The 13,825-nt window shown below is 73.1% G+C and carries 11 protein-coding genes; 8 read left to right on the top strand and 3 right to left on the bottom strand.

Annotation, left to right across the window (positions count from 1 at the left end; genetic code table 11):
• Nucleotides 1–2 precede the first annotated feature (2 nt).
• On the top strand, nt 3–1,769 hold the full coding sequence (purF, locus tag RE027_RS06330) for an amidophosphoribosyltransferase (RefSeq protein ID WP_368807406.1): 1,767 nt from the start codon (nt 3–5) through the stop codon (nt 1,767–1,769).
• Between the two features lie 2 nt (nt 1,770–1,771).
• Nucleotides 1,772–2,932: a phosphoribosylformylglycinamidine cyclo-ligase gene (gene purM / locus RE027_RS06325; RefSeq protein ID WP_368807405.1), complete on the top strand. Its 1,161-nt coding sequence runs from the start codon at nt 1,772–1,774 to the stop codon at nt 2,930–2,932.
• A 157-nt stretch (nt 2,933–3,089) separates the two neighbouring features.
• Here purM and RE027_RS06320 read toward each other — a convergent pair whose 3' ends face one another.
• Together RE027_RS06320 and clpB are read right to left on the bottom strand one after the other, a co-directional pair.
• Nucleotides 3,090–3,314 (bottom strand): DUF3073 domain-containing protein, encoded by a 225-nt coding sequence (locus tag RE027_RS06320; RefSeq protein ID WP_368807404.1) that lies wholly within the window; start codon nt 3,312–3,314, stop codon nt 3,090–3,092.
• 278 nt (nt 3,315–3,592) lie between these two features.
• Nucleotides 3,593–6,208: an ATP-dependent chaperone ClpB gene (clpB, locus tag RE027_RS06315; RefSeq protein WP_368807403.1), complete on the bottom strand. Its 2,616-nt coding sequence runs from the start codon at nt 6,206–6,208 to the stop codon at nt 3,593–3,595.
• Between the two features lie 320 nt (nt 6,209–6,528).
• Here clpB and RE027_RS06310 point away from each other — a divergent pair, with 320 nt between their 5' ends.
• The 6 genes from RE027_RS06310 to ppgK all read left to right on the top strand — a co-directional run bounded on the left by RE027_RS06310 (nt 6,529) and on the right by ppgK (nt 12,970).
• The gene (locus tag RE027_RS06310; RefSeq protein ID WP_368807402.1) at nt 6,529–7,884 is read left to right on the top strand and encodes an MFS transporter; all 1,356 of its coding nucleotides are present in this window, start codon (nt 6,529–6,531) and stop codon (nt 7,882–7,884) included.
• A gap of 62 nt (nt 7,885–7,946) precedes the next feature.
• Nucleotides 7,947–8,867 (top strand): ribonuclease Z, encoded by a 921-nt coding sequence (locus RE027_RS06305; protein WP_368807401.1) that lies wholly within the window; start codon nt 7,947–7,949, stop codon nt 8,865–8,867.
• Nucleotides 8,868–8,912: 45 nt separating this feature from the next.
• On the top strand, nt 8,913–9,281 hold the full coding sequence (locus RE027_RS06300; RefSeq protein ID WP_368807400.1) for a MerR family transcriptional regulator: 369 nt from the start codon (nt 8,913–8,915) through the stop codon (nt 9,279–9,281).
• Between the two features lie 245 nt (nt 9,282–9,526).
• Entirely contained in the window at nt 9,527–11,050 is a 1,524-nt protein-coding gene (locus RE027_RS06295) for a SulP family inorganic anion transporter (RefSeq protein ID WP_368807399.1), read from the top strand.
• A gap of 599 nt (nt 11,051–11,649) precedes the next feature.
• Nucleotides 11,650–11,967: a hypothetical protein gene (locus tag RE027_RS06290; protein ID WP_368807398.1), complete on the top strand. Its 318-nt coding sequence runs from the start codon at nt 11,650–11,652 to the stop codon at nt 11,965–11,967.
• A gap of 166 nt (nt 11,968–12,133) precedes the next feature.
• Entirely contained in the window at nt 12,134–12,970 is an 837-nt protein-coding gene (gene ppgK, locus RE027_RS06285) for a polyphosphate--glucose phosphotransferase (RefSeq protein WP_368807397.1), read from the top strand.
• Here the strand turns inward: ppgK and RE027_RS06280 are convergent.
• Nucleotides 12,967–13,545, bottom strand: a complete 579-nt coding sequence (locus RE027_RS06280) for a CDP-alcohol phosphatidyltransferase family protein (protein ID WP_368807396.1) — start codon at nt 13,543–13,545, stop codon at nt 12,967–12,969. The genes ppgK and RE027_RS06280 overlap by 4 nt on opposite strands.
• Nucleotides 13,546–13,825: the final 280 nt, after the last annotated feature.

The following is a 13,825-nucleotide window of genomic DNA, read 5'->3' as shown; positions in this document are numbered from 1 at the left end:
ACGTGGTTCACCCTGATGGACAACTCAGCCACGACCTGCTCCCCGGAGAGAAGGGCCCCCAGGACGCGTGCGGCGTGTTCGGCGTGTGGGCCCCCGGGGAGGAGGTCGCGAAGCTGGCCTACTACGGCCTCTACGCGCTGCAGCACCGCGGCCAGGAGTCGGCGGGCATCGCCGCCAGCGACGGCGAGCGCATCTCCGTGTACAAGGACATGGGCCTCGTCTCGCAGGTCTTCGACGAGACGACCCTCAACACCCTGACCGGGCACCTGGCCGTGGGCCACTGCCGCTACTCCACCACGGGCGGGTCCCACTGGGCCAACGCGCAGCCCACCCTGGGCGCCACCCCGCACGGGACCGTGGCGCTCGCGCACAACGGCAACCTCACCAACTCCGCCGAGCTCTACGACAACCTCATCGACAAGTCGGGCTTCCCCTCCCGGGGCGAGATGGCGCAGGGCAACACCACGGACACCGCCCTGGTCACCGCGCTGCTGGCCGAGCACCCGCACGGCTCCCTCGAGGACGCCGCGATGCACCTGCTCCCCCAGCTCGTGGGCTCCTTCTGCCTCACGTTCATGGACGAGCACACCCTCTACGCCGCCCGCGACCCGCAGGGCATCCGCCCACTGGTGCTCGGCCGGCTCGACCGGGGGTGGGTCGTGGCCTCGGAGACCGCCGCGCTGGACATCGTGGGCGCGTCCCTGGTCCGGGAGATCGAGCCCGGCGAGTTCGTGGCCATCGACGAGCACGGGCTGCGCTCCCAGCGCTTCGCCGAGACCCGCCGCGCCGCGTGCGTGTTCGAGTACGTCTACCTGGCCCGCCCGGACACCACCATCAACGGCCGCTCCGTGTACGAGTCCCGCGTGGAGATGGGCCGCCGGCTGGCCCGGGAGCACGGGACCGAGGCGGACCTGGTCATGCCGACCCCCGAGTCCGGCACCCCCGCGGCCATCGGCTACGCCGAGGAGTCCGGGATCCCCTTCGGCAACGGCCTGGTCAAGAACGCCTACGTGGGCCGCACCTTCATCCAGCCCTCGGACACCATCCGCCAGCTCGGGATCCGGCTCAAGCTCAACCCGCTGAAGTCCGTGGTGGCGGGCAAGCGCCTGGTCGTCATCGACGACTCGATCGTGCGCGGCAACACCCAGCGCGCGCTCATCCGGATGCTGCGCGAGGCCGGGGCCGCGGAGATCCACGTGCGGATCTCCTCCCCGCCCATCAAGTGGCCGTGCTTCTACGGCATCGACTTCGCCTCCCGCGCGGAGCTGATCGCCAACGGCCTGGGCGTCGAGGAGATCCGGGCGTCCCTGGGCGCGGACTCCCTCGGCTACATCTCCGAGGAGGGCATGGTCTCGGCCACCAAGCAGGAGCGCGGCGAGCTGTGCACCGCCTGCTTCTCCGGGACCTACCCCACCCGCCTGCCGGACGCGGACAAGCTGGGCAAGAACGTCTTCGAGGCCCGCAAGCCGGTGGACTCCTCGCCGCGCCGGGCGCCGGGCGAGCCGTCCGTGGCCCAGCGGCCCGAGCACGCCTCCGCGGTGTCCATCGACACCCACCCCTCGGCCGACGACGGGCTGTCCCGCCGGGCCGCCGGGCGCACCCGCATCTCCGACGAGGACCCGGGCTACCAGGACAGCTCCACGGGCTGCGACCCCGGGCCGGACTCCGATCTCGAGGACCTGCTCCTGCCCGAGGACCGGGTGCCCGCCCGGTCCGCCGAGCCCGGACCCCAGCCCGCCGCCCAGCACGAGACCGCGAAGGACGCCTGACCATGGCCCAGCACCCCTCCTCCACGAACCGCACCGTCACCTACGCCAGCGCCGGTGTGGACGTCGAGGCCGGCGACCGCGCCGTCGAACTCATGAAGAGCGCGGTCAAGGCCACGCACACCCCGAACGTGATCGGCGGGGTCGGGGGGTTCGCGGGCCTGTTCGACGTCTCCGAGCTCACGAGCTACCGCAAGCCCTACCTCGCCACCTCGACCGACGGCGTGGGCACGAAGGTCGCGATCGCCCAGACCCTCGACGTGCACGACACGATCGGGTTCGACCTGGTCGGCATGGTCGTCGACGACATCGTCGTGGTGGGCGCCAGGCCGCTGTTCATGACCGACTACATCGCCACCGGCCGCGTGGTGCCCGAGCGGATCGCCGACATCGTGCGCGGCATCGCCGCCGCGTGCGAGCAGGCGGGCACCGCCCTGGTCGGCGGCGAGACCGCCGAGCACCCGGGCCTGCTGCGCCCGGACGAGTACGACGTGGCGGGGGCGGCCACCGGGGTCGTCGAGGCCGACGAGCTGCTGGGCCCGGACCGGGTGCGCTCCGGGGACGTGGTGATCGGCATGGCCTCCTCCGGGCTGCACTCCAACGGCTACTCGCTGGTGCGCAAGGTCATCAACGTGGCCGGCTGGTCCCTGGACCGGCAGGTCAGCGAGCTCGGCCGCACCCTGGGCGAGGAGCTGCTCGAGCCCACCCGCGTCTACGCCGCCGACGTCCTGGACCTCGCGGCCGCCTTCCCCGTCAACGGGCCGGACGGCAGCACGGGCCACGGCGTGCGCGGCTTCAGCCACGTCACCGGCGGCGGCCTGGCCGCGAACCTCGCCCGGGTGCTGCCCACGGGACTGGAGGCGACGGTGGACCGCTCCACCTGGGAGCTGCCCGCGATCTTCCAGCTGATCAGCCAGCTCGGCAACGTCCCGCTGCCCGACCTCGAGCGGACCCTCAACCTCGGCGTGGGCATGGTCGCCGTCGTGGACCCGGCCGCGGCCGACGACGCCGTCGCCCACCTCACGGCCCGCGGGCTGAGCTCGTGGGTCATGGGCACCGTGGGCGAGATCGACCCGGACGCCGAGCACAGCGGCCCCGACTGGGTGCAGGGCGCCAAGGGCGTGGACGGCGGCGCGGTGCGCATGGTCAGCGCCTACGCCGGCTGAGCCGCTCCGGCGGAACGGAAGGACCGCCCCGCCGGAGCACCCGCCCGGTGGGGCGGCGGCTCGGCGGGGCGGTCCGGGGCACGCAAAGAAGGTGCCCGTCCAGGAGGGGCACCTCAGATGCGCTGATGTTGCTGAGACGAGCGGAGTTCCCGGCTGCCTACCGGCGGTAGTCCTCGTCGTAGTCGTCCACGTACTTGTCGACGTAGGCGGAGTAGTCGTCCTCGCCCTCGTCGACGGTCTCCTCGACCGGTTCCCGCAACGGGGAGGACTGCTCGCTGCCGCGCAGTTCCCGCTGGAGTGCGGTGAGGTCGGTCTGCGGGCTGAAGTACTTCATCTCCCGCGCCTGCCGTGTCGCCTTAGCCTTTTGACGGCCGCGCCCCATGGCGTGACCCCCTCTGTCTCTTGGTCCGGACGGCGGCACTCAGGCACAGAGTACGGCCCCGGAAATGTCGTATGAATGGTTCGTGAGACCAGGGTACATGGTTTGCCGGAGCGTTGCGCCCGCCCCGCCCCGCGCACGGCGCACTGTCGGCAACCTCACGAGCGGCGGGCCGCCGCCCGTCCGGGCCGGGCGTCGGCCGGCCGCCGCCGGGTCCCCGGCGGCGGCCCGCGGGGCCGGGCGGAACGCTCCGCCCGGCCCCGGCGCGACCGGCCCCGGGCTCAGCGGGCGGCGTGGGCCTCCTCGCGCACCGCGGTGACCGTCAGGCCGTCGGCCACGACGTCCGCGTCGACGTCCACCCGCACGGTGTCGCCGTCCACGACCGCCCCGGACAGGATCGCCCGGGCGAGCTTGTCGCCGATCTCGCGCTGCACCAGCCGGCGCAGCGGCCGGGCGCCGTAGGCGGGGTCGTAGCCGGTGATGCCCAGCCACTCGGTCGCCGCCGGGGTGACCTCCAGGCCCAGCCGGCGCTGGCCCAGGCGCTCGGCCAGCTGGGCGACCTGGATGTCCACGATCCGGCTCAGGTCCGCGGTGGACAGCGGGTCGAACAGGATCACGTCGTCGAGCCGGTTGAGGAACTCCGGCTTGAACGAGGCGTTGACCACGCCCATCACCGCGTTCCGCTTCGCGTCCTGGTCGATCGTCTGGTCCACCAGGAACTGGCTGCCCAGGTTCGAGGTGAGGATCAGGATCACGTTGCGGAAGTCCACGGTCCGGCCCTGGCCGTCGGTGAGCCGCCCGTCGTCGAGCACCTGCAGGAGGATGTCGAAGACGTCCGGGTGGGCCTTCTCGATCTCGTCGAGCAGGACCACCGAGTACGGGCGGCGCCGCACGGACTCCGTGAGCTGCCCGCCCTCCTCGTAGCCGACGTAGCCCGGGGGCGCGCCGACCAGCCGGGAGACGGTGTGCTTCTCGCCGTACTCGGACATGTCGATCCGCACCAGCGCGCGCTCGTCGTCGAACTGGAACTCCGCCAGCGACTTCGCCAGCTCGGTCTTGCCCACGCCGGTGGGGCCGAGGAACAGGAACGAGCCGATCGGCCGGTCCGGGTCGGAGACGCCCGCGCGCGAGCGGCGCACCGCGTCCGCGACGGCCTGCACGGCCCGGTGCTGGCCGATCAGCCGCCGGCCGAGGAGCTCCTCCATGTGCATCAGCTTCTCGGTCTCGCCCTGCAGCATGCGCCCGGCGGGGATGCCGGTCCACGCGGAGATGACCTCGGCGACGTCGTCGGCCGTGACCTCCTCGGAGACCATGGTCTGGCGCGCCTCCGTGGCGCTCTCCTGCTCCTGGGCGGCGTCGAGCTCCTTCTGCATGGCGGGGATCTCGCCGTAGAGCAGCCGCGAGGCCTCCGCGAGGTCGCCCTGGCGCTGGGCCACCTCGGCCTGCGAGCGCAGGTTGTCGATCCGCTCCTTGAGGTCGCCGACGCGGTTCAGGCCGGCCTTCTCGGCCTCCCACCGGGCGTTGAGGGCGTCCAGCTCGGACCTCTTGTCGGCCAGCTCCTGCTGGAGCGCGGCGAGCCGCTCGACCGAGGCGGGGTCGGTCTCCCGCTCCAGCGCGAGCTCCTCCATGGTCAGGCGGTCGACGGCGCGGCGCAGCTGGTCGATCTCCTCCGGGGCGGAGTCGATCTCCATGCGCAGCCGGGAGGCGGCCTCGTCGACGAGGTCGATGGCCTTGTCCGGCAGCTGGCGGCCGGGGATGTAGCGGTTGGACAGCGTCGAGGCCGCGACCAGGGCCGAGTCCGCGATCTGCACCTTGTGGTGGGCCTCGTAGCGCTCCTTGAGCCCGCGCAGGATGGCGACGGTGTCCTCCACGGAGGGCTCGCCGACGTAGACCTGCTGGAACCGTCGCTCCAGCGCCGCGTCCTTCTCGATGTTCTCCCGGTACTCGTCCAGGGTGGTCGCGCCGATGAGGCGCAGCTCGCCGCGGGCCAGCATGGGCTTGAGCATGTTCCCAGCGTCCATGGACCCCTCGGACGCACCGGCGCCGACGACGGTGTGCAGCTCGTCGATGAACGTGACGACCTGCCCCTCGGACTGCTTGATCTCCTCGAGCACGGCCTTGAGCCGCTCCTCGAACTCGCCGCGGTACTTGGCGCCGGCCACCATGGACCCGAGGTCCAGGGAGATCAGCGTCTTGCCCCGCAGGGACTCGGGGACGTCCCCGGCCACCATGCGCTGGGCGAGGCCCTCGACCACGGCGGTCTTGCCGACGCCCGGCTCGCCGATGAGCACGGGGTTGTTCTTGGTGCGGCGGGACAGCACCTGGACCACGCGCCGGATCTCGGAGTCGCGCCCGATCACGGGGTCGAGCTTGCCCTCGCGGGCCGTCGCGGTCAGGTCCGTGCCGAACTTCTCGAGCGCCTGGAAGGTGCCCTCGGGGTCGGGGGTGGTCACGCGGCGGTCTCCTCTCACGGAAGGGATGGTGGTCCGGAGCCGGTCGGGGCCGGCGCCCGCGCCGCGGAGGATCTCCCCGACCCGGCCCTCCTGCTGGGCCAGGCCGTACAGAAGGTGCTCGGTGGAGATGTACTCGTCGCCGATCGAGCGGGCGAACTGCTCCGCGGCCTGGATGACCTGCAGGGCGCCCCGGTTGAACTGGGCCTGCGCGGTCGAGGACCCCGACGCCGAGGGCAGGGCCTTGATGGCCGCACTGGCCTCCGCGGACACCGCATCGACGTCGGCGCCGGTGGCCTTCAGGACCGCGACGGCGACACCCTCGCGCTGGTCCAGCAGGGCCTTGAGGACGTGGGCGGGCTCGACCTGCGGATTGCCCGCGGTCGAGGCGTTGGTGGAGGCGGCGGAGAGCGCCTCCTGCGACTTGGTGGTGAACTTGGTCTCCACTGCGGCTCCTTCTGAACGATCGGGACGAACCGACCCGGGTGCTTCTCGCCACTGACTGCGGGCGGTTCATTCAGCTAACCTGAGTCTACTCCACTCAACCTTGGTCGGCCAGATCCTATTCCCCGTGGTGACACCGGATGCGGGGCGACACCCCCACCCCGCGAAGGACGCGACCTCTATCACAACTCTGCTTGTTTGTCCAAGATCACACGGCCGAACCCTTGGGTGCGCCCGACTTTCTCCGTAGTGTCGGAGCCTCATCCAGTTCGGCCCGACGACGCGCCTTCCTCCCCCTCCAGCTCCACACGGAAGGATCCGCCATGTCCGCACCCCGCACTGCCGTGCTCCAGGTGATCAACGCCCCCGGCCCCACCGGCACCCGGCTCGCCATCCTCGCCCTCGCCCTCGGCGGCTTCGGCGTCGGCACCACCGAGTTCGCCTCGATGGGCCTGCTGCCCTTCATCGCCGAGGACTTCGACGCCTCGATCCCCGCCCTCGCCCACTCCATCTCGCTCTACGCCCTCGGCGTGGTGGTCGGCGCGCCGCTGATCACGACCCTCACCTCCCGGGTGGAGCGCAAGACCCTCCTGCTGGGCCTGATGGCGGCGTTCACCGCCGGCAACGCCCTCTCGGCGGCGGCCCCCTCCCTCGACTGGCTCTACGCCGCCCGCTTCCTCTCCGGCCTGCCGCACGGGGCCTACTTCGGGGTCGCCGCCGTCGTGGCCTCCTCCCTGGTGCCCCGCGAGCGCCGCGGCACCGCCGTGGCGCGCGTCGCCCTGGGCCTGACGGTGGCCAACATCGTGGGCGTCCCCCTCGCCGCCGCCCTCGGCGGGGCCCTGGGCTGGCGTTCCGGCTACGGCCTGGTGGTGCTGATCGGGCTGCTGACCGTCACGGCCCTGGCCCTCTTCGTGCCCAGGACCCAGCAGGGCGGCGGCGTCTCGGTCGCCCAGGAGGTCCGCGCCCTGGGCCGCCCGCAGGTGACGCTGACCCTCATCGCCGGGACCGTCGGGTTCGGCGGGATGTTCGCGGTCTACACCTTCATCTCCCCCACCCTCACCGAGCTCACCGGCCTCGGCCTCTCGGCGGTGCCCTGGGTGCTGGCCGTGTTCGGCGTGGGCATGACCCTGGGCTCGCTGATCGTGGGCCCGCTCGTCGACCGCTCGATCGAGAAGACCGCCCTGGGCGCCGGTGCCGTCTCCGCCGTCGCGCTCGTCTTCTTCGGGCTCTTCGCCCACCTGCCCGCCGCCGCCGTGTTCGGCGTGCTCTGGATCGGGATCATGGGGTCCGTGTTCACCACGTCCCTGCAGATGCGGCTGCTGCGCGAGGCCAAGGACGCCCCCTCCCTGACCGCCGCCATGAACCACGCGGCGTTCAACCTGGCCAACGCCATGGGCGCCTTCCTGGGCGGGGCCGTGATCACCGCCGGGTGGGGCTACCGCGCACCGGCCTGGGTGGGCGTGGGCCTGGCACTGGTCGGCCTGCTGATCCTGGGCCACGCGGTGCGGATGCAGCGCTCCGGGACGGTCCCGGCCGCGCCCCCGGCGGGTGCCCTCTCCCCCTGGTCCACCCGGGCCTTCGGGACCCTCGTGGTGCTCCTCCCGGAGGCCGCCCAGCCGGGCCCGGTCCCGGCGAACAGCTCCCGGACCGTCACCTGGAGCAACCTCGTCCCGCAGTGACTCCCGCACCGTCCGGGGGCGGGCTCCCCGCCCCCGGACGGCCCGGTGGCACACTCGGTGCCATGCGTGAACTCGTCGTCCTCGGCACCGCCTCGCAGGTCCCCACCCGGACCCGCAACCACAACGGGTACCTGCTGCGCTGGGACGGAGCGGGCCTGCTCTTCGACCCCGGGGAGGGAACGCAGCGGCAGATGACCCACGCGGGCGTCCCGGCCACGCAGGTGACGCGGATCTGCCTCACCCACGTCCACGGCGACCACTGCTACGGACTGCCCGGGGTGCTCTCGCGCATGGTCCTGGACGGCGTGGCGCACCCGGTGCACCTGCACTACCCGGCCTCCGGCGAGGAGGTGGTCCGGGCGCTCGTCTCCCTCGCCACCCCGGGCCTGGACCTGCGGCTGCACCCGCACGGCTCCTCCGGGGCCGTGGCGCCCGGCCTGGAGGTGCGCCCCCTGCACCACCGCGTCGAGACCTACGGCTACCGGCTCGTGGAGCCCGACGGCCGCACGACGCTGCCGGACCGGCTCGCGGCGGCCGGGATCACCGGCCCGGACGTCGGCCGGCTGCAGCGCGACGGCCGGCTGCACGGGGTGCGGCTCGAGGACGTGAGCGCTCCCCGGCCCGGCCAGCGCTTCGCCTTCGTCATGGACACGGCGCCGTGTCGGGGCGCCGAGGAGCTCGCCGAGGGGGCCGACCTGCTCGTGGCGGAGTCCACCTTCGCCGACGACGACGCCGCTCTCGCCGCGCAGCACCGCCACCTCACCGCCGGCCAGGCCGGGGCGCTCGCCGCCGCCGGGGGCGCCCGGGCGCTGCTCCTCACCCACTTCTCGTCGCGCTATCCCGACGTCGCGCCGCTCGCCGAGCAGGCCCGTGCCCGCGCCCGGGGCACCGCCGTGCTGGCCGCGGAGGACCTGGACCGGATCCCCCTGCCGGGACGGCGCCGCGAGACCTCCGCGGGCGGGCATCCGGGAGAACGCTCGTGACGGGTTGGTAGACTCGGCTGTCCCGCACTTCCTGGAGGTCACCCCATGCCGCAACGCGTTCGCGGAGGCACCATGCAGATCGGCGAGCTCGCCGAGCGCACCGGCCTGTCCCTGCGCACGATCCGTCACTACGACGACGTGGGCCTGTTGCCGGCCTCCCGCACGGAGGGCGGGTTCCGCGTGTACACGGAGCAGGACGTGGAACGTCTGCTGGTCGTCCGGCAGATGAAGCCGCTGGGCTTCACGCTGGAGGAGATGGCGGAGCTGCTGGAGCTGCTCGGCACCGAGGACGCCGCCCCGGAGCGGCTCGCGGACCACCTGGAGCGGGCTCGCCCCGAGCGGGACAAGCTGGCCCGGAAGCTGGCCCAGGCGGACGAGTTCATCGCCATTCTGGAGCAGCGGCTCGGCCGGTGACGGCGTCCGCGGCCCGCTCCTGCACGTGAGCCCTTCCCCGGACCGGGCGCCGGGCGCCCCGCGGCCGGGCATGAGACAGGTCTCTTCCGACCGCGGACACGCCACCCTACCCTTACGCCACGTTAGAGTTGGACGGGCGCAGCAGCCGGCCCACCCGGCAACGGGTGCGACGTCGCGCCCTCCTCCTGCACGCACTCCGCCCAAGGGCCCGCACGCCCTCATGCCCTCACGAACGGAGCCTCGACTTGGCCAGCACCACCACCGGGACCGCCCCGGCACCGACGCCCGAGCAGCGCCAGTCCGTCCGCCGCACCCTCCGCTCCCCCCGCCACCTCAAGACCGAGGTCCTGGCCGGGCTGGTGGTGGCCCTGGCGCTGATCCCCGAGGCGATCGCGTTCTCGATCATCGCCGGTGTCGATCCGCGGGTGGGCCTCTTCGCCTCCTTCACCATGGCCGTGACCACCGCGGTGCTGGGCGGGCGCCCGGCCATGATCTCGGCCGCCACCGGCGCGGTGGCCCTGGTCATCGCCCCGCTGATGGCCTCCCACGGCATCGAGTACTTCATCGCCGCCGTGATCCTGGCCGGGGTGTTCCAGGTGGTGCTCGCCCTGATCGGGGCGGCGCGGCTGATGCGCTTCATCCCCCGCTCGGTGATGGTGGGCTTCGTCAACGCCCTGGCCGTCCTGATCTTCACCTCGCAGGTCCCCGAGCTGATCGGCGTCCCCTGGGCCGTCTACCCGCTCACCCTCCTGGGCCTGGCCATCGTCTTCCTCTTCCCCCGGGTCAGCCGTGCGGTACCGGCCCCGCTGGTGGCCATCGTGGTGATCACCGTCCTGGTGGTCACCTTCGGCACCGAGGTGCCCACGGTCGGGGACAAGGGCGAGCTGCCGGACGCGCTCCCCTCCCTGTTCTTCCCCGACGTCCCGCTGAACCTCGAGACCCTGGAGATCGTCGCCCCGTACGCCTTCACCATGGCGATCGTGGGGCTGCTGGAGTCGCTGATGACGGCCAAGCTCGTCGACGACATCACCGACACCCGCTCGAACAAGACCCGCGAGTCCTGGGCCCAGGGCGTCGCGAACGTGGTCTCGGGCCTCTTCGGCGGCATGGGCGGCTGCGCGATGATCGGCCAGACCATGATCAACGTCAAGGCGTCCGGGGCCCGCACCCGGATCTCCACCTTCCTCGCGGGCGTGTTCCTGCTGATCCTGGTCGTCACCCTGGGCCAGGTGGTGGCGGTGATCCCGATGGCCGCGCTGGTGGCGATCATGATCTTCGTGTCCTGGGCGACCTTCGACTGGCACTCGGTCCGCCCGGCCACCCTCGCCCGGATGCCGGTCCCCGAGACCCTGGTGATGCTCTCGACCGTGGTCGTGACCGTGTGGACCCACAACCTCGCCCTCGGCGTGATCATCGGGGTGCTCGTCGCCATGGTCGCCTTCGCCCGCCGGGTCGCCCACTTCGTCACCGTGGACCGGGAGCTCGAGCAGCGGGACGGCCGGGAGACGGCCGTCTACACCGTGCACGGGGAGCTGTTCTTCGCCTCCTCCAACGACCTCTACACGATGTTCGACTACGCCGGGGACCCCCAGCACGTGGTCATCGACCTCTCCGACTCCCACCTGTGGGACGCCTCCACCGTCGCGGCCCTGGACTCGGTCACCGACAAGTACGCCCACTACGGCAAGGACGTGGAGATCGCCGGGCTCAACCAGGCCAGCCGCCGGATGCGGGTGCGCCTGGGCGGGATGCTCAGCGGCGGGCACTGAGCGGTGCCGCGGGAACGCGGCATTCGCGATGACAACCCTTTGTGTCTGCATGTGAACTGGGTCACAGGGGAGGCCTTGCCGATCCACCGGGGATCGACCATTCTTGCTTCTCACGAGGGGATTCTGTGGTCGGCAAAGACCATCCCCCGGCTCCTGCGACGTCGATCGGTGGTGCGACCGGATCCGGAAGTTCCGGACGCACCGCGAGAAACCGGTCCGTGCGAGGGAGCAGCAGGGAGCGGGGCAGGCTGGGGGGCCGCCCCGCTCCCCCTGTTCTGCCCCCGGTCCGCGCGCACACGGCCCGCCCGAGAGCGCACACGGGGCCGGGGACCTCCCGCGGCGGACCGCAGCCGCTGCGGTCGCGAGCCCCGCCACGACGCCCCCGCACCGCCGGCACCGGGACCGACGCGGTCCGAGGAGAGCACGGCAGGTCCGGAAAACGCACGACCACCGGGCACAGGGTGGCCGCTCCCGGGACCGGACGCGACGATGGATCGCGGCGGTGCCACCGCATCGCCGCCGAGACGGCCCGGACCGCTGCGCAGCGCGGCGCCCGGCCCGGGACGTCTCCGACGCGAGCACACCCCAGGGAGCCCCCCATGGACGACACCGCCGGAGCCGTGCAGGCGCGCCTGGCCAGACGCACCGCCGAGCACGCCGGCGTGGCGACGGATCAGCTGTGGTGGCAGTACTTCGAGCTCGGCGGCGAGGCCGGCACCCTGGAGGTCGAGGCGTACCTGCACGGGTGCCTGCAGCTGCCGCCGGGCCACCGGGACCTGATCACCTGCGCGGTGAACGAGCTGGCCGAGGGCACGAGCGCCCCCCGCGCCCCGTTCTCCTGGGAGCTCGCGGACTCGCGGGGCGACGCCGGACGGCCCGGCCGCGACCGGTCGCCGGGTTCCGGGCCCCGCGGCTGAGGGGCCGCGCCCGGGAGCGGGGGCGGCGCGGGCGCCCCCGCGGAGGGCAGTGGCAGAATGGGCCGGGTGCCGGCACGACGACAGCCCGCACCCGGCGGGAAGCGTCGAGCCGGTCGCCAGGTCCTGTCGCCGCCGTGTGCTCCCACCTCGACCCCTAGGATGCCGGATGGCCCCTCCCCCGCCCCGTTCCGCCCCCACGTCCGCCTCGACCGGCTGGTCGACCCTGCACCGCCACCACATCGGCGTGGACATCGGCGGCACCCGGACCAGGTACTCGACCGTGGACATGGCCGACGGCACCCTGACCACCCCGGTCCTGCAGCACCCCACCCCCGATCCCGCCACCCCGGACGCCGTCGCCGGGCGGCTCGAACTGCTCGTCGCGGAGCTCTCCGAGGCGGCGAGCGCGCCGGACCCCGAGGCGAGCGTGGGGGTGGCGCTGCCCATGATCCTGCGCCAGGGCGTGGCGTGCTCGGCCGCGAACATCGACGACGCCTGGATCGGGCTGGACGCCCACCGGTTCCTCACGGAGCGGCTGGGCCGCACCGTGCAGGTCATCAACGACGCCGACGCCGCAGGCCTCGCCGAGGTCCGCTACGGCGCCGGCCGCGGGAGCACCGGCACCGTCCTGATCATCACCCTGGGCACCGGGATCGGCTCCGCGCTGATCGTGGACGGGAAGCTGGTGCCCAACCTGGAGCTGGGCCACCTCGAGCTGCACGGCGCGGACGCCGAGGTGCGGGCCTCGGCCCTGGCCCGGGAGCGCGAGGGCCTGGACTGGCCGGTCTACGCCGAACGCCTCCAGGAGTACTTCAGCCACCTGGAGTTCCTCTTCTCCCCCGACCTGATCATCGTGGGCGGGGCCATCTCGGCCCAGCACGAGCAGTTCCTCCCGCGGCTGCGGCTGGACACGCGCGTGGTGCCCGCCGAGCTGCGCGACGCGGCGGGGATCATCGGGGCGGCCCGGCACGCCTACCTGGCCCTGCCGCCCCTGGAGGTCTAGCGGCGGAGGGCCTGGCGGAAGTACTGGATCCCCGCCAGGACGTGCAGGACGGCCGCGACCTGCACGAGCACCCGGCCCACGTCGGTGACCTCGGGGCTGGACCACGCCGGGCCCGCCAGCACGAGCACGGTCCCGAGCATGAGCAGAGCCGTCTTGGCCTTGCCGACCACCGTGACCCGCAGGGCGCCCAGGGTCCCGCGCACCAGGGTGGCGACGCCGACCACGGCGTCCACCACCGCGACGACCACGAGGACCCACCACGGGAACAGCCCGACGACGCTCGCGGCCACGGCGATCGCCACGGTCCCCAGCCGGTCCGCGATGGGGTCCATGACCTCGCCGACCCGGCTGCCCTGCCGCAGGGCACGGGCGAGGGTGCCGTCGACCCAGTCGGTCAGGCAGAAGACGGCGACGAGGACCAGCGCGCGGACCGGGTGCTCGTCGATGTCCAGCACGGCCAGCACGGCCGGGACGATGAGCGCGAAGCGCACCACGGAGACCACGTTGGGCACCGTGACCACACGGTGGTAGTACGGCGACTCCACCGGCTCGGTCTCCTCCTGGTGCTGTGCCATGTGACCTCCCGTCCGTCCGCCGCCCCGCACGGGCAGGCCGGGACCCGACCCCGCTGCTTCCGAGGGTAGTCCGTCGCCGCCGCGGCAGGGCGCCGGAGCGCCGCGTTCCCGCCCCGACCTGGTGCTCCTCGCACGCCGGGCCGTGATCGTCGCCATTGTCCCCGGCGCGGTCCCTGCGCTAGCCTCGGACGGGCTCGGCGATCGCCCGGCCCGTCCTCCCTGAGCCGGAGTCCCCCGCGCGCCCGGCGCCGGCGGGCAGCGCCGAGAACCCGATCCGCAC

The organism is Kocuria sabuli, assembly GCF_040981185.1.
Lineage (GTDB): Bacteria > Actinomycetota > Actinomycetes > Actinomycetales > Micrococcaceae > Kocuria > Kocuria sabuli.
The sequence above is the reverse complement of the archived record's forward strand: the minus strand, read 5'-3'. Positions and strand labels throughout refer to the sequence as shown.

Bases quoted from the DNA above. Each gene is read 5' to 3' on its own strand.
- purM (WP_368807405.1), top strand. From the start codon at position 1,772: ATGGCCCAGCACCCCTCCTCCACGAACCGCACCGTCACCTACGCCAGC.
- RE027_RS06320 (WP_368807404.1), bottom strand. From the start codon at position 3,314: ATGGGGCGCGGCCGTCAAAAGGCTAAGGCGACACGGCAGGCGCGGGAG.
- RE027_RS06310 (WP_368807402.1), top strand. From the start codon at position 6,529: ATGTCCGCACCCCGCACTGCCGTGCTCCAGGTGATCAACGCCCCCGGC.
- RE027_RS06305 (WP_368807401.1), top strand. From the start codon at position 7,947: ATGCGTGAACTCGTCGTCCTCGGCACCGCCTCGCAGGTCCCCACCCGG.
- RE027_RS06300 (WP_368807400.1), top strand. From the start codon at position 8,913: ATGCCGCAACGCGTTCGCGGAGGCACCATGCAGATCGGCGAGCTCGCC.
- RE027_RS06290 (WP_368807398.1), top strand. From the start codon at position 11,650: ATGGACGACACCGCCGGAGCCGTGCAGGCGCGCCTGGCCAGACGCACC.
- ppgK (WP_368807397.1), top strand. From the start codon at position 12,134: ATGGCCCCTCCCCCGCCCCGTTCCGCCCCCACGTCCGCCTCGACCGGC.
- RE027_RS06280 (WP_368807396.1), bottom strand. From the start codon at position 13,545: ATGGCACAGCACCAGGAGGAGACCGAGCCGGTGGAGTCGCCGTACTAC.